Here is a 15,749-nt window from a genome sequence, read left to right as displayed (position 1 = left end):
ACACCACGATGACCAGCGACGCCAGGCAACCGATCCAGCCGGGCGCGCGCAGGGGTGGCGAACCGGGAGTGACCAGCAGGCCGGACGCCGGCACACCAACAGACTTCTCTCTCCTGCCGGGTGCCGGGACAGCCGAAACCCTCGGTACCGATCCCGAGCGGGGGCTCTCGGCGTCCGAAGCCGCTGACCGCCTGGCTGTCGACGGCCCCAACGAGTTGCGGTCGGCCCCGCCGGTACCGCTGTGGCGCAAGGTACTGGCACAGTTCGCCGACCCGCTGGTTTACCTGCTGCTGGTAGCGGTCGCCATCTCGGTGGCCGCCTGGGTGGTCGAAGGGGCCGAAGGCGTTCCCGTGGACGCGCTGGTGATCGTCGCCGTCCTGCTGGCCAATGCCGCGATCGGGCTGGCGCAGGAGGCCAGGGCGGCAGACGCCGTGGCCGCGCTGCGCAGGATGACCGCCGCGATCTCGACGGTGGTGCGGGACGGACGGCTGGTGCAGGTACCCACCGCCGACCTGGTGGTCGGCGACCTGCTGGCGCTGTCGGAGGGGGACGCGGTCGGGGCCGATGCCCGGGTCATCGAGGCCAGTGCGCTCACCGTCAGCGAGGCCTCCCTGACCGGGGAGAGCGAGCCCGTCGGGAAGGACCCGGCAACGCTCGCCGAGCCGGCCGCGCTGGCCGACCGGCTCAACATGGTCTACAAGGGCACTGCTGTCGTCAGCGGTGTCGGACGGGCGGTGGTCACGGCCACCGGCATGGCCACCGAGGTTGGCGAGATCGCCGAACTACTCGAGGCCACCACGGAGGAACCCAGCCCGTTGCAGCGCGAGATTGCGAACGTCTCGAAGCTCCTGGGCATCACCGTGGTTGTTGTCGCGGTGGTTGTGATGGTCGTGACCGCGCTGGTGAACCAGGTCTCGTCGGTGGCCGACCTGGTGACCGTGTTGTTGCTGGGGGTATCACTGGCGGTGGCGGCGGTCCCCGAGGGGCTGCCGGCCATCATGTCGGTCGTGCTTGCTCTCGGTGTCCAGGCGATGGCTCGCCGCGGAGCCGTGGTGAAGAAGCTGCACTCGGTGGAGACCCTCGGTTCGGCAAGTGTGATCGCCTCCGACAAGACCGGAACCCTCACCGGCAACGAGATGACCCTGCAGAAGGTGGTGACCGCCTCCGGCGAGGTGGAACTCACCGGCAGCGGCTACCGGGCCGAGGGTGACGTGGCGGTGCCGGACGGGGGCGAACCCGGTCCGCAACTCAGCCGTGAACTGCAACTGCTGCTGGCCGCCGGAGCATTCGCCAACAACGCCCAGGTGGTGGAGTCCGACACCTCCATTGACGTCCAGGGTGACCCGACCGAGGCCGCTCTGATCGTCGCCGCCCGGAAGGTCGGCGGCATTGAGGAGCGTCTCGGTGAGGTCAATCGGACGGGCGAGGTGCCGTTCACCTCCGAACGCAAACTGATGTCCGCCGTCTTCCACGACGAGCGCGAACTGGGGCACGGGATCGCAACCAAGGGCGCGGTCGACGTCCTGTTACCCCTGTGCAGCCGGCAGCAGGTCGGCGACCGGTCCGAGCCGTTCGATGACGATTCCCGGCAGTTGGTGCTCGACCGGCTGGCAGAGCTGTCCGGCCAGGCCTACCGCACCCTCGGGTTCGCCTACCGCCGGTTGCCGGACGAGGCCGAGGCTGGCGAGGACCTCGAACAGGACCTGGTCTTCCTCGGCATGGTGGGCATCATCGACCCACCCCGCTCCGAAGCCGGGCGCGCGGTCGCCGACGCGCAGCGGGCGGGCATCCGGATCGTGATGATCACCGGCGACCACCCGCTCACCGCGGCCAGGATCGCCTCCGACCTCGGCATCGTCCCGGCAGGGACGAAGGCCGTCACCGGTCCACAACTCGACGCGTTGTCGGCCGACGAGGAAGCGGCGCTGATCCGCGAGACGTCGGTCTATGCCCGGGTGGCGCCGCGCAACAAGCTGGAGATCGTCGACGCGCTGCAGGCCGACGGCCAGATCGTGGCCATGACCGGGGACGGCGTGAACGACGCCCCAGCGCTGCGCAAGGCCGACATCGGCGTGGCGATGGGGATCACCGGGACCGAGGTGACCAAGGAAGCTGCCCGGATGGTGCTCAGCGACGACAACTTCGCCACCATCGTCGCCGCGGTCCGGCAGGGCCGGATCATCTTCGACAACATCAAGAAGTTCCTGCGCTACCTGTTGTCGTCCAACATGGGCGAGGTGTTCACCGTGTTCTTCGGTGTGGTGCTGGCGTCCTTCCTGGGGCTGACCGGCGCCAGTGACGGCGGGGTGGTGGTGCCCCTGTTGGCGACCCAGATCCTGTGGATCAACCTGGTGACCGACTCCGCGCCGGCCCTGGCGATGGGCGTCGACCCGGAGGTGGACGACGTGATGGCCCGGCGGCCTCGCCGTCCGACTGACCGGATCATCGACGCCCGGATGTGGACGGGGGTGTTCTCGATCGGCCTTGTCATGGCCGTGGTCACCCTGTTCACCATCGACGTGTTCCTGCCCGGCGGCCTGGTCGAGGGCAGCGACTCCCTGGAGGTCGCCCGGACGGCCGGCTTCACCACGCTCGTGATCGCCCAGCTGTTCAACGCGCTGAACGCGCGCTCGGAGACCACCACAGCGTTCTCACACCTGTTCTCCAACCACTGGCTGTGGGGCGCGATCGGGCTGGCTGTGGTGCTGCAGGTGGCGGTGGTGGAACTGCCGCCGCTGCAGGCCGCCTTCGGCACCGCCAGCCTCGACGCCGTCCACTGGCTGGTGTGCGTCGGGATGGCCTCGGCCGTGCTGTGGTTCGACGAACTCCGCAAGCTGGTGCTGCGTCACCGGCGTCCGGACGGTGCGCAGTAGTCGCGCGTTTCGGTCGTCGACCACGGTCTGCCGCCCAAGGCCGAGGCTCGCGCGGACAATGCAGGCAGGGCCCCGCCAGGGTGACCCGGCTAGCGATGGACGTCATACTGGGAGGCGTGTCGACGACCATCCTGTACGACGCCGACTGTGGGTTCTGCACCCGCAGCGCGCGCTGGCTGGTGCGCCGAGGTGTGCAAGCCCGGGTGGTGCCGCTGCAGAGCGTCGAACTGGAGTCTCTTGGTGTCGACCCGGAGCGGGCGAAGCGCGAGCTTCCGGCAGTCACCGACGCTGGCGTGGCCTATGGTGCCGGAGCGATTCGTGCTGCGCTGGCGACCGGTCCGTGGTGGATGCGTGCGGCAGCCGCCTGCCTGGCTCCGGCGCCGCTGGCCGCGCTGGCTGAGGCTGGCTACCGGTGGGTCGCCGCCAACCGCCACCACCTGCCGGGCGGCACCGATGTCTGCAGCCTCGATCCCGGCCCCCGCAGCTGACTCAGCCGCGACTGGTCACAGTCGTGCCGCTCATCACAGACTCCTGAGAGCTGGACTGGCCGGCAGTCCACAGCGGTTGCGTCCGGCCGAGGACAGCAGCATTCGACGCCACGTTGTCAGGCCCCGCGGCCCGTTCCTGTTGGTCGCGGTGGTCTGCCTCTGCCGTCGAGTCAGCGCTTCTCGCAGGCGACGCCGTCCCGGTCGCGATCGAGGTGCTTGTTGCGCTGGTACAGGACGTTGTCGCGCTTGAAGTTCGTGACCGGCTTGGTACGCCCACGAACCTTGTCCCGGGCATTCTTCTTGCCGACGCCGTGCTTGTACTTCTTGTTGAGCGCCTTGCAGTTCTGGTACTTCTTGGCGGCGAGCGTCACCACCGTGGTCGGCTGGTCGGCTGTGGCCGCGGCGGCAGGAACCGGGCTGGTGACGACTGGCTCCGGCGCGACGTCGGCCAGCGGCGCGAGAGCAGCCACCAGGCCGAGGGTCACCGCTGCAGCAGCCAGCTTGAGAGGGGAGAACACGGCACGTCCTTTCACCACATCCGGGAGTTCACCGCCCGATGGTATCGGTCGTGGCAGGGTGGTGTTGGCGTTCTGTGAAACTGCCGGGCCCCTCAGCACCGACGCTGCGGGTGGCCGTCCCCGGAACACGGCAATGCCCGCCGCCGAGCCGCTTGGCGCGGCGGCGGGGCGGGCATCGACGGGGTGAGTGTCAGGCGGCGAGGTGAGCCTGCAGCAGCCAGCGATCCTTGGTCAGGCCGCGCTCAAGCTCGACCGCCACGTCCTGGCTGGCAGTGTCCTCGGACAGGCCATCGATCGCCGTGCGGACGGTGGTCAGCGCGGCATCGATCTGGCCGACCACCTCGGTGACAGTCTCTTCCCAGCTGCGGAAGCCGTCGGGGAGCTCCGGCAGCGTGTTCTTCTTGGCCACGGTGCCGATCCGCGAGTCGACCGGCAGGCCGAGGGCGATGATCCGTTCGGCAGCGGTGTCGGCGTAGTCCTGGGCGTGCTCGACGACCTCGTCCAGCAGTTCGTGGATGCCGATGAAGTTGGCGCCGCGGGTGTGCCAGTGGGCCTGCTTGCCGTTGACGACCAGCGCCTCGAGGTCAATCACGACCGGGCTCAGGAAGTTCGCCGCGTTCGCGGCAACCTCGGCCGGGACGGGGGCGGTCGGAGCGAGAGCGGAAATCGTTGTGGTGGCCATGGCTTCTCCTTGTTTCTTCGGGTTACGTCAGGTCTAACACTCCAGGTACCCAAAGACTTCCCCCTTCAACACTGGCCAGGAGATATGAGACGGAGATTCCACGGTGTGGACGGCTACCACCGAATTGGCTGGCTTCTACCAGTCCATATGGCGCCCCGGGTCTGACGCCCGGCCTGCGATCAACTCATCGCGTAGTGGGGCAGCAGCGACCCAAAACACTCGGGCGATTCCAGGTCGAGTCCGGCCTCGTCCACCGGCTCGTCGGGCACCGGTTCCACAATGGGTTCCGGTTCAGGTTCGGGGGCTGCCGGGACTGCGGCCTGCTCGATCGCCTGCCACTCGGCCACGGCCTCGGCGAGCCCGGTAGCCTGCGCGGCAGTCTGGGGGTGCCCTTCGTCGGCAAGCAGATCCCACCAGCCGACGGCCTCGTCGGCGTCGTTGCGGACGTACAGGCGATCCTGACCGAAACCGGTCCAGCGTGTCATCCTCACGGATTGAACGCTAGTCACCTGGCGTCCTTCATGTGACGAATTCGGCAGGTTCGTGACCAGCTCGAGACCTCACCGCTCATCAACGTGACCAGCCAGAAGTTTGCTTGCTGCAAGCAAGTGATATAGTTGCGGCATGCAAGCAAACGAGTTGACGGTCAGCCCCGCTCCGGTGCTGCCGGACGACGTCACGGCGAGGTTCATCCACGCCCTGCTGACCTACTCCCGGCTCTCCCGCTCGTGGGAGGCCTTCGAGGGTCGCGGGATGACCAAGATCCAGATGGCCATCCTCACCGAACTCTCCCGGCGGGGGGACCAGCGGGTCACCATGCTGTCGGAGACCCTGGGCGTCGAACTCTCGGTGATCTCACGACAGATCACCGCCCTGTACGAGGCCGGTGCTGTCGCTCGCGTCCGCGACCCCGAGGACGGACGGGCCTGGCTGCTCACCATCTCCGGTCAGGGCGAGGAGTTGCTGGCCGAGGCCAGGAAACGACGCCACGCGTGGTTCTCCCGGGTGCTCGCCGACTTCGACGACGACCAGCGGGAGATCGCCGCCCGCATCCTGGAGACCGTCAACGCCGAATGGGCGAGCATCCAGCATCGTCCCTCGTGACAGCTGCACCCGAACTCATCCAGAGAGAAGCAAGAAAGTCAGTGAGTACCCAACAATCGATCGTGCCTGCACGAGCCGGCTTGCCGGAGTTCACCCATCGCGAGATCCTCGAGGTCCTGTGGGGCCTGATGATCGCGATGTTCGTGGCCAACATCTCCGGCACCATCGTCTCCAACGCCCTGCCCACCATCGCCAGCCATCTCGGCTCCGACCAGCAGGGCTACACCTGGATCGTCACCGCCACACTGCTGGCGTCGACGGCGACCACCCCGATCTGGGGGAAGCTCGCCGACATGTTCGACAAGAAGCGGCTGATCACCATCGGGTTGCTGATCTTTGCCGCCGGATCGATGCTGGCCGGTGCGGCCGCCTCGACCGGCTGGCTGATCGCGGCCCGCGCGGTGCAGGGCGTCGGGCTGGGCGCGGTGATGTCGCTGGTGCAGGCCATCCTCGGCACGATCATCCCGCCCCGCAACCGTGGCCGGTACATGGCCTACACCGGCGCGGTGACGGCGGTTGCGACCGTCCTCGGCCCGCTGGCAGGTGGCTGGATCGTCGACCAGCCCTGGCTGGGCTGGCGCTGGTGCTTCTGGCTGGCCGTGCCGCTGGCGGTGGTCGCGATCGTGGTGCTGGTGCGGCGGCTGCGGGTGCCGCACTTCGTCCGTGACGATCTCACCGTCGACTGGCTGGGCTCGACGTTGATCACCCTGGCGGCGTCCAGCCTGCTGATCTGGATCTCCTTCGCCGGCACCGAGTTCGCCTGGGCGAGCTGGCAGACCGTCGCGCTGGTCGCGTTGGCGGTGGTGAGCGCCGTGGCCTTCGTGTTCGTGGAGCTGCGGGTGAAGAACCCGATCATCCCGATGAACATCCTCACCACGCGGACGACGGCGCTCGCGTCGATCGCCTCGATCGCGGTGGGCGTGGGCATGTTCGGTGCCTCGGTGTTCCTCGGCCAGTACTTCCAGATCGCCCGGCAGTACTCGCCGACCGAGGCCGGCCTGATGACCGTTCCAATGATGGCAGGGGTGATGCTCTCCTCGCTCTACATCGGACGGCTGGTGAGCCGGGTGGGGGTGTGGAAGCCGTTCGTCCTGGCCGGTGCGATCATCCTGGCGGCCGGGTTCACCCTGATGTCGACCATCCGGATCGACACCCCACTGTGGCAACTCGGTGTCTTCATGCTGATCACCGGTCTCGGCGTCGGCATGACCATGCAGAACCTGGTGCTGGCGGTGCAGAACAGCGTGCCGGTCCAGGACGTCGGTTCGGCCAGTTCGACAGTCACCTTCTTCCGCAGCCTCGGCGGCGCGCTGGGCATCCAGGTACTCGGCGTGGTCTTCGCCGGCCACGTCAGGCAGGCCATGGCCGAGCCGTTGAAGGCCGCGGTCGCCCAGTTGATCGCCAGCCACCAGTTGACCCAGGCGCAGGCCCAGCAGTTGCTCGCCTCCCAGGGTGCGGGCGGATCGCTGAACTTCGACGCCATGCCGGCCCAGATCGCTGCCGTGGTGCGCGAGGCCTACGGCAACTCGGTGGGTTCGCTGTTCCTGATCGGCGCGGTGATCACCGTGATCTCGGTGGTGGCGGTGGCCTTCATGAAGGGCACCCGGCTGCGCAGCCGGTTCGACGACGCGCTTCCTGCCGAGGGTCGGGAGGAATACCCGGTCAGCGGCGAGCCGGCCCTGGCCAGGGCCTGAGCCGGACGCCGTCCGACCCGCCAGCTGCCGCCCGGATTCGGCCGGACGGACCGCGAATGGGACGATGGGCAACGTGCGGCTGGTCGACCTGATTCCAGAAACCGGCGCCGACGACCCCGACGCGCTCTACGAGGCGTTCGTCGGCTGGGCTGCCGGCGACGGCATCACGCTGTACCCGCACCAGGACGAGGCGGTCATCGACATCCTCACCGGAGCGAACACGATCGTCACCACCCCGACCGGGTCGGGCAAGTCGCTGATCGCCACCGCCGCTCACTTCGCCAGCCTGGCCGGCGGCGGCCGCAGCTACTACACCGCCCCGATCAAGGCGCTGGTCAGCGAGAAGTTCTTCGCGCTGTGCGCGATCTTCGGCGCCGACTCGGTGGGTATGGTCACCGGGGACGCGGCGGTCAACGCCGACGCGCCAATCATCGCCTGCACGGCCGAGATCCTGGCCAACATCGCGCTGCGCGAGGGCCACCAGGCCGATGTCAGCCAGGTGGTGATGGACGAGTTCCACTTCATCGCCGATCGCGATCGCGGCTGGGCCTGGCAGGTGCCGCTGGTCGAGCTGCCGCAGGCGCAGTTCGTCATCATGTCCGCCACCCTGGGCGATGTCAGCGGTCTGTCCCGCGACCTCGGCGAGCGCACCGGCCGTCCGACCAGCGTGATCGGCGGGGCGGTACGTCCGGTCCCGCTGGAGTACGCCTGGTCGACCCGGCCCGTCCACGAGACCCTCGAGCTGTTGCTGCGCGACCAGAAGGCGCCGGTCTACCTGGTGCACTCCACCCAGGCAGCGGCGGTCGAGCGGGCGCAGGCGCTGCTCTCGTCCGGGCTGGCCGACCGCTCGCACCGCCGCGAACTGGTCGAGGCCATGCAGGGCTTCCGGTTCGCCGGCGGCTTCGGGAAGACGCTGGCGAAGCTGCTCAACTCCGGCATCGCCGTCCACCACGCCGGGATGCTGCCGCGGTACCGGCGGCTGGTGGAGACCCTCGCCCAGCGCGGGCTGCTCAGCGTGATCTGCGGCACCGACACCCTGGGCGTGGGGATCAACGTCCCGATTCGGACGGTGCTGTTCGCCGGCCTGACCAAGTTCGATGGCCACCGGCAGCGGGTGCTGCGGGCCCGGGAGTTCCACCAGATCGCCGGACGGGCCGGCCGTCCTGGCTTCGACACCATCGGCTACGTCGTGGGCCAGGCGCCCGAGCACGTGGTGGAGAACGAGAAGGCCCTGGCCAAGGCTGGAAGCGATCCGAAGAAGCGCCGCCAGGTGCAGCGCAAGAAGGCGCCGGACGGCTTCGTCAACTACACCGAGGAGACCTTCACCCGGCTGATCGACGCCCAGCCCGAACCGCTGGTCGCCCGGATGCGGATCACCCATGCGCTGCTGCTCAACCTGCTGCAGCGCGACCAGGACACGGTGCGCGCGGTGGTCGGGCTGATCGACTCCTGCACCCAGGACGCCGCCGGACGCCGGCGGCTCTACCGCCGGGCGCTGCAACTGGGACGGTCGCTGCTCGCAGCCGGCGTCGTCACCCGGCTGCCCGAGCCCACCCCGGGAGGTCGCCGCTACCGGCTCAACGTCGACCTGCAACACGACTTCGCGCTCAACCAGCCGCTGTCCGCCTTCGCCCTGGCGGCCCTCGACCTGCTCGACCGGGAGGCACCCAGCTACGCCCTGGACGTGGTGAGCGTGATCGAATCGACCCTCGAACAACCGATGGCCGTCCTGGTGCAGCAGCAGTTCCGGGCGCGCGGCGAGATGGTCGCCGAGCTCAAAGCAGACGGGGTGGAGTACGAGGAGCGGCTGGAGATCCTCGACGAGGTGACCTGGCCGAAGCCGCTGGCAGACCTGCTCGGGCACGCCTACGACACCATGGTTGCCACCCACCCCTGGCTGGCCGAGACTCCGGTCTCGCCCAAGTCGATCGTCCGCGACATGCACGAACGCGCGATGACCTTTGGTGAGTATGTGGCGTTCTACAAGGTGCAACGCTCTGAGGGGCTGGTGCTGCGCTATCTTTCCGACGCCTACCGGGCGCTGCGCCAGACCGTCCCCGAGTCGGCCCGCACCGAGGAGCTGGAGGACCTCATCGAGTGGCTGGGCGAGGTCACCCGGCTCACCGACTCATCCCTGCTGGACGAGTGGGCGCAGCTCACCGGGCTGTCCGGCGGCACCGCTGAGGAAGCGCCGCCGCCACAGCATTCGGTCACCGGCAACCTGCGAGCTTTCCGGGTGCTGGTGCGCAATGCGCTGTTCCGCCGGGTGGAGTTCGCCGCCGCCGACGATATCGAGGGCCTGCTCGCCCTGGACGCCGACGACCCCGCCCGAACGATGAGCTACGCCGACTGGGACACCGCGCTGGAGCAGTACTACGAGGAGCACGACGAGATCGGCCTGGGCGCGGACGCCCGCGGCCCGGCACTGCTGCTGATCGAGGAGCACAGCAGGTTGTGGCAGCTCCGGCAGATCATTGACGACCCGGCCGGCAACCACGACTGGTCGATCACCGCCGTGGTTGACCTCGACGCCTGCGACGAGGCGGGGGAGTTGCTCCTGCACGTCACCCAGTTCGAGCGCCTGGGCTGATGCCGCCTTGGCCCGGAATCCGGGTTTCCCGGGTACGGGTCATCGACCTGGCGTGCACAATCCGGTTCCTGACGGTCGGTCGAGGGGGATATTCCCTCGGCTTCGGTTCTCGAACCGGATTTGGTTGGGTGTATGGGGACGGTGGCGATCGGGGGCGGTGGTGGATCGGGGGATGTGGTGGCGGATCGGGGGAGGTGGCGGTCGGACTCAGGCAGCGGTGGCAGCCACGGCCCGGTCGACGAGGGCTGACAGCGGAGCCTGACCGGCCCAGCGGCGCTGGGTGTCGGCGCCGGTGCCGCGCTCACGCAGAGCGGTCAGCAGGGTGACGACGGCGTCGGTCTCGCCCTGCTCGTCCAGCACGGGACCGACGTGGGCGAGCAAGGCCTCGACCACATCCCAGGCGGCGGCCGGGCGGAAGGTCACCGGAGAGACCAGCACGCTCGCCAGACCCGACCGGCCGGCTCGCCAGGCTGCCGCACGCAACCGTTCGACCCGCTGCTCGCCCAGCCCGGCGCCGGTAGCAGCCTCCCGGGCGGCGGTCTCGACCAGGGCGCGGCTGAGCAGCGCCAGCAGGACGGCGTCGTCGGCGTCGAGGCAGACGTCAGCGACCCGCACCTCGACGGTGGGGTAGTGGCTCGACAGCCGGGCGTCGAAGTAGATCATCTTCTCGTCCAGGACAGCACCGGTCGCGATCAGCTCGGTCACGACCCGGTCATACTCGGCCAGGCTCCCGAAGGGTGCTGTCGGCCCGGCGCTCGGCCAGCGGTTCCAGACCTGCGAACGGTAGCTGGCATAGCCGGAGTCAGTGCTGTGCCAGAACGGCGAGTTGGCGCTCATCGCCAGCAGCACCGGTAGCCACGGCCCGATCCGGTCGAGCACGGCGACCCCCTCCTCGCGGGAGTCGACCTCGACGTGGACATGACAGCCGCAGGTGAGCTGTTCCCGTGCGGTCGTCCCGTACTCGCGTGCCATGCGCTGGTAGCGCGGCATGCCGGTGACGTTGCTGGGTGCCTCGATGGGGGAGGTCGCGAGCGCAGCCAGCCGGGCGCCGGCGGCGCGGGCGGCGGCACCGAGCCGCTGGCGCCCCTCACGAATCTCGCGAACGAGTTGATCGACCGTTGTGCAGGGGTGGGTCCCGGTCTCGAGCATCTCCTCCTTCAACTCCAGCGCCACTCCGCCACCCGGACGCGGGTCGTCAGCCTCGTCGGGGATGCTGTCCTGATGTGCCTGGGCGGCCAGCGATGCCACCCCGGCAGGTACACCATCGTCCCCAACCAGGAGGAACTCCTCTTCGACTCCCATCGGTCGCATGCTCGATTGTCGCACCCGGTGTGGCCTGTCGTTGCCCGGGAACGGGGAAATCGGTCGTCGTCACGGAGGTGGACGCTGATCACTCTCGGGCACCCGGCCACGCAGAACCCGGATGGTGGAGCCACATCCGGCGGCGTGCCCGCTCGAACCTGGCGAACCGTCCGGCAGTTGCCGGCCACCATCATGACGAGAAGGGGCCCCGCGTCGTGCGGGGCCCCCTGGGTGTTGTGGTGGGATGCCGATCGCTACGTGGTGACCTTCTTGGTCGCCTTCGAGGTAGCGGACGCACTGGCGTAGCCGGAGCGCTTGCCGGTGACCTTGACGGTGATCTTCTTGCCCTTGTCGGCCTTGACCAACTTGTAGGTCGACTTGGTGGCCTTTGAGACAGCCTTTCCGTCGCGGTACCACTGGTAGCTGAACGTCACGCCGGACGGCTTCCAGGTGCCGGGCTTGGCGGTGAGGGTCTTGCCGACCTTCGCGGTGCCGCTGATCTTCGGGGTGGCCTTGGTGACAGTTCCGGCGAGAACCTTCGCGGTGGCTTTGGAGGTCTTGCTGGCAGTGCTGTAGCCGGTGGCCTTGCCGGTCACCTTCACCGTGATGGTCTTGCCGACGTCGGCCTTGACCAGCTTGTAGGTCGACTTGGTCGCCTTCGAGATGGCCTTGCCACTGCGGTACCACTGGTAGCTGAACTTCACCCCGGACGGCTTCCAGGTGCCGGGCTTGGCGGTGAGGGTCTTGCCGACCTTCGCGGTGCCGCTGATCGCCGGTGTGGCCTTGGTGATCGTGCCGACGCCGACCTTGCTGGTCGCCTTGGAGGTCTGGCTGGCAGTGGCATAGCCGGTGGCCTTGCCGGTCACCTTCACGGTGATGGTCTTGCCGAGGTCAGCACTGGTGAGGGTGTAGGTCGACTTGGTGGCCTTCGAGATGGCCTTGCCGCTGCGGTACCACTGGTAGCTGAACGTCACCCCGGACGGCTTCCAGGTGCCGGGCTTGGCGGTGAGGGTCTTGCCGACCTTCGCGGTGCCGCTGATCGCCGGTTTCGCCGCTGTCATCGTGGCTGCAGCGACCTTGGCGGTCGCTGCCGAGGTCTGGCTGACGGTGGTGTAGCCGGTCCTCGTCCCGGTCACCTTCACGGTGATGGCCTTGCCGTAGTCAGCCCCGGTCAAGGTGTAGGTCGACCCGGTGGCGCCGGAGATCGTGCTGCTGTCGCGACTCCACTGATACGCGAGCGTGGCGGACGGCACCCAGGTGCCGGCGGACGCGGTGAGCTTCGCCCCGACCTTCGCGCTGCCGGTGATCACCGGCTTCGGAGTGGTGGTGAACGTCGCGGCCGCGACGACGACGGCGGTAGAGGTGTTCGCGACCTGGCCGCCCATCGCCGTCAGCTTGACTTCGGCGGTGTAGCTGCCGGCGCTGCTGAGCGGGAAGTCGACGGTCGTGGTGCTGATTGCCAGGCTGCTCTTCGTCGTGACCGCCTTGCCGTCCTTGAACAACGTCACCGCGTAGCTGGCGGGGACTCGAGAGTCGGCCGTGTTGCCGCTGATCGTGACTCGGACCGAGCCCCAGTCCTGAGTGGACGGGATGCGGGTCAGGCCGACCGTCGGTGCGACGTAGAGCGGTGCGACGGTGAGGCCGTCGGCCGATTCGGAGACCAACTCGTTCGCAGCCTGATAACTGCTGAACGTATTGGCGAAGTGCTTCACCGTCCCGGTCTTGCCAGTGACGACCCGGATCCCGACGGGGACGTTGCCTCCTGACGGAATCGATGAGGGGGCAGTGAGGCTGTTTCCGGCGAGCGCCACCTGGGAGCTGATCTTGCCGCCCTCGTAGCGCCCGTCGGTTGTCTCACCAGGGTCGATGGCGATGGCGACATCCGCTCCGGAGATCGCGTTGCCTTTGACGGTGGCGTCACCCGCGCCGTAGAAGAGAATCCCGGTGGACTGCGCGGTGCTGTCCTTCCACTGACCGCCAGCGATCACGTTGTCCTGGATCGTGCTCTCCGCCCCGGCTGAGATCATGATCGGATTGGTGGCGGCTCCCAGGATGCCACCACCAATCGTGCTGTTCCTGATCGTCGCAGTCGTGGTCTGTCCGAAGACATAGACCCCGCCCTTGGTGTAGGTGGAGATGTCGGCCCCATCGACGAGCACGGTGGCAGGGGTGGTCAGTGTTGTGTTCAGCACCAGGATCCCATAGCCGTTCTGGTTCAGGGTGGTTCCACGGATGCCTTCAATGTGAACGTCTGAAGCAGTCAGTGCACCGTTCTTCACGGTGATGCCGGCGACGGTCTGGTTACCGTAGGTCGAATCGTTGTCCCAGCGTGCGTCCACCACGGTGCGGATGATGGCGAGATCGGTGACCGCGATATCGCCGGCCCCGTCGTTGGCGACGACTGGCCCCTGCCAGGTTGCGCCCGTTGCGTAGACGGTGTTGCCTGCGCCGTCGAAGGTGTAGCCATCCGGGATCACGATCGTCTCGGTGGCCTCGAAGTCGGATGTCAGGGTGATGGTCTTCGCGGTGTCGTCCACAGTGAACTCCGCCGGGAAGGTGGTTGGGCCGACCGCAAAGGCAGGCGTGGCAACGAGCCCGGCCGCACCTATGAGGGCAAGGCTGATGGCGCCGGATAGTGTCCGGCGCAAGGTGGTGTTGACTGGCACGGTGAGTGCATTCCTTCGTTGAGGCGGCGCAGCTTGCGCCGCAGTCCCCCCACAGGACTCCCCCCAACGCCGGGCACCCCCGAGGACCCGACACAAGGAAGCTATCCCGCGGCACGGACGATTTCTGGCAAATTGCCGGAAATCGTCCAGTTCAGGGAAAAATCACGCGCTCAGGCCCAGAACGCGTCCCCCACCGGGGTGACAAGCGGTTTCTCAGGCCGGGCGCACCACCACCGGCACCGGCAGGATGGTCACCTGCGCGGTGTCGCCGCGTTCGAGATGCTGGTCGGCGCTGTGCTGCATGGTGAGCAGCGGCCCATCGGCGGTGCGCAGCATGGTGCGCCGGATCGAACCCAGGAAGGTGCTGGTCTCCACCGTCACCGCCACCGAGGGCTCGCCCACGGCTGCCAGCCGGACATGTTCGGGGCGGACGAAGGCCTCGTAGCTGCCGTCGGCGACCTCGCCGATTACCGGCACCCGCATCCCCCACAGCGTCGCCTCGCCGGCGGCGACGACAGCCGGGACCAGGCTCGACATGCCGACGAAGGACGCCACAAAGGGGGTGGCCGGGGTGAGGTACAGCTCCTCGGGAGCGCCGATCTGCTCAATGCGCCCACCGCTCATCACCGCGATCCGGTCGGAGACGGCCAGCGCCTCCTCCTGGTCGTGGGTGACGAAGATGGTGGTGATGCCGAGTTCCTGCTGGATCCGCCGGATCTCCATCCGCAACTGCACCCGGACCTGGGCGTCCAGGGCGGACAGCGGCTCGTCCAGCAGCAGCACCTTGGGGGAGGTCACCAGGGCGCGGGCAAGGGCCACCCGTTGCTGCTGGCCGCCGGACAACTCGTGCGGGTAGCGTCCGGCCAGGTCCGCCAGGCCAACCAGTTCCAGAGACTCCCCGGCGAGTCGTTTCGCCTCAGCCGCCGGGGTCTTGCGCATCTCCAGCCCGAAGGTGGTGTTCTGCAGCACGGTCAGGTGTGGGAACAGCGAGTAGGCCTGGAAGACCATGCCGATGTCGCGCTTGTTGGTCGGGACGCCGGTGACGTCCTGGCCGTTCATCAGGATCTGGCCCGAGGTCAGCTGTTCCAGCCCGGCGATCAGCCGCAGTGCCGTGGTCTTGCCGCAGCCGGACGGTCCCAGCAAGGACACGAACTCACCGGCCTCGATCTGCAGGTCGAGCTCGTGCAGCACCCGGGTGCTGCCGAATTCCTTGACCACCTTCGCCAGCGCCACCGACGTGGCGGTGCGGGTTTCCAGGTCGGGAGCGGACGTCATGAGCGTTCCTTTCGGCGGGCACCGGCCTGGCCGACCCGGGAGATGAGCAGCAGCAGGACGAAACAGAAGGTGAGGGCGAGCAGGGTGAAGGCCGTCGAGACGTAGGGATCCTGGTGATTGACGACCACGAGCGAGGTCTGCAGGTTCTGCCGGTTGAGCAGGGAGGCGATGGTGTACTCGCCGAGCACCACGGCGACCGAGATCAGGGAGGCCGCGAGCAGGCCACTGCGCAGGTTGGGCGCCAGCACCCGCCACACCACCGTCGGCCAGGAGGCGCCCAGCGACCGGGCGGCCTCGGCCAGGGTGGTCATGTTGGTGGCGTCGATGGAAGCCTGGATCGACCGGAAGGAGAACGGCAGCACCAGGATGCCGTAGGCGAAGCAGAGCGTCCACGCCCCGGTGCCGAGGTTCCGTCCGATGACCTGGTAGATCGGCACCAGGCCGACCACCAGCACGATCGCCGGAATGGTGATCGGCAACAGGGCGAGGAACTCGAAGGCCCGGCGCAGCCGGGGGAACTTCAGGTTCACCAGGATCATGGTCGGGGCCAGGACCAG

Annotated in this window: 12 protein-coding genes; 5 read left to right on the top strand and 7 right to left on the bottom strand. The window is 68.2% G+C overall.

Translation table 11 applies throughout. The features are described from left to right. The first annotated feature begins 68 nt into the window (after window positions 1-68). Both VB080_RS08060 and VB080_RS08055 read left to right on the top strand, forming a co-directional pair. Window positions 69-2,873 carry a cation-translocating P-type ATPase gene (locus VB080_RS08060; RefSeq protein ID WP_323417927.1) on the top strand — a complete coding sequence of 935 codons (2,805 nt, stop codon included), beginning with the start codon at window positions 69-71 and terminating at the stop codon, window positions 2,871-2,873. A gap of 116 nt (window positions 2,874-2,989) precedes the next feature. Next, on the top strand, window positions 2,990-3,361 hold the full coding sequence (locus VB080_RS08055) for a DUF393 domain-containing protein (protein ID WP_323417926.1): 372 nt from the start codon (window positions 2,990-2,992) through the stop codon (window positions 3,359-3,361). Between the two features lie 170 nt (window positions 3,362-3,531). Here the strand turns inward: VB080_RS08055 and VB080_RS08050 are convergent, their stop codons facing one another. The 3 genes from VB080_RS08050 to VB080_RS08040 form a co-directional block, all read right to left on the bottom strand. Continuing rightward, complete coding sequence (locus tag VB080_RS08050) at window positions 3,532-3,879, bottom strand: excalibur calcium-binding domain-containing protein (RefSeq protein ID WP_323417925.1); 348 nt, start codon at window positions 3,877-3,879, stop codon at window positions 3,532-3,534. A 190-nt stretch (window positions 3,880-4,069) separates the two neighbouring features. Further along, window positions 4,070-4,561: a DNA starvation/stationary phase protection protein gene (locus tag VB080_RS08045; RefSeq protein ID WP_323417924.1), complete on the bottom strand. Its 492-nt coding sequence runs from the start codon at window positions 4,559-4,561 to the stop codon at window positions 4,070-4,072. A gap of 179 nt (window positions 4,562-4,740) precedes the next feature. Next, entirely contained in the window at window positions 4,741-5,046 is a 306-nt protein-coding gene (locus tag VB080_RS08040) for a hypothetical protein (RefSeq protein WP_323417923.1), read from the bottom strand. Between the two features lie 139 nt (window positions 5,047-5,185). Here VB080_RS08040 and VB080_RS08035 point away from each other — a divergent pair, with 139 nt between their 5' ends. The 3 genes from VB080_RS08035 to VB080_RS08025 all read left to right on the top strand — a co-directional run bounded on the left by VB080_RS08035 (window position 5,186) and on the right by VB080_RS08025 (window position 9,949). Further along, entirely contained in the window at window positions 5,186-5,665 is a 480-nt protein-coding gene (locus tag VB080_RS08035; RefSeq protein ID WP_323417922.1) for a MarR family winged helix-turn-helix transcriptional regulator, read from the top strand. Between the two features lie 41 nt (window positions 5,666-5,706). Beyond that, window positions 5,707-7,359: an MDR family MFS transporter gene (locus tag VB080_RS08030; protein WP_323417921.1), complete on the top strand. Its 1,653-nt coding sequence runs from the start codon at window positions 5,707-5,709 to the stop codon at window positions 7,357-7,359. Between the two features lie 64 nt (window positions 7,360-7,423). Then, complete coding sequence (locus VB080_RS08025) at window positions 7,424-9,949, top strand: DEAD/DEAH box helicase (protein ID WP_323417920.1); 2,526 nt, start codon at window positions 7,424-7,426, stop codon at window positions 9,947-9,949. 207 nt (window positions 9,950-10,156) lie between these two features. On the opposite strand, the gene VB080_RS08020 is transcribed toward VB080_RS08025, so the two are convergent. The 4 genes from VB080_RS08020 to VB080_RS08005 all read right to left on the bottom strand — a co-directional run. Further along, window positions 10,157-11,251 (bottom strand): glutamate--cysteine ligase, encoded by a 1,095-nt coding sequence (locus VB080_RS08020; protein WP_323417919.1) that lies wholly within the window; start codon window positions 11,249-11,251, stop codon window positions 10,157-10,159. A 254-nt stretch (window positions 11,252-11,505) separates the two neighbouring features. Further along, window positions 11,506-13,917 (bottom strand): right-handed parallel beta-helix repeat-containing protein, encoded by a 2,412-nt coding sequence (locus VB080_RS08015; RefSeq protein WP_323417918.1) that lies wholly within the window; start codon window positions 13,915-13,917, stop codon window positions 11,506-11,508. Between the two features lie 213 nt (window positions 13,918-14,130). Then, window positions 14,131-15,192 carry an ABC transporter ATP-binding protein gene (locus VB080_RS08010; RefSeq protein WP_323417917.1) on the bottom strand — a complete coding sequence of 354 codons (1,062 nt, stop codon included), beginning with the start codon at window positions 15,190-15,192 and terminating at the stop codon, window positions 14,131-14,133. Next, the coding region (locus VB080_RS08005) for an ABC transporter permease (protein ID WP_323417916.1) at window positions 15,189-15,749 on the bottom strand (561 nt) is incomplete at its 5' end. The genes VB080_RS08005 and VB080_RS08010, both read right to left, overlap by 4 nt.

Source organism: Propionicimonas sp. (assembly GCF_034927565.1).
Lineage (GTDB): Bacteria > Actinomycetota > Actinomycetes > Propionibacteriales > Propionibacteriaceae > Propionicimonas.
This window is presented reverse-complemented; position numbering and strand designations above follow the sequence as displayed.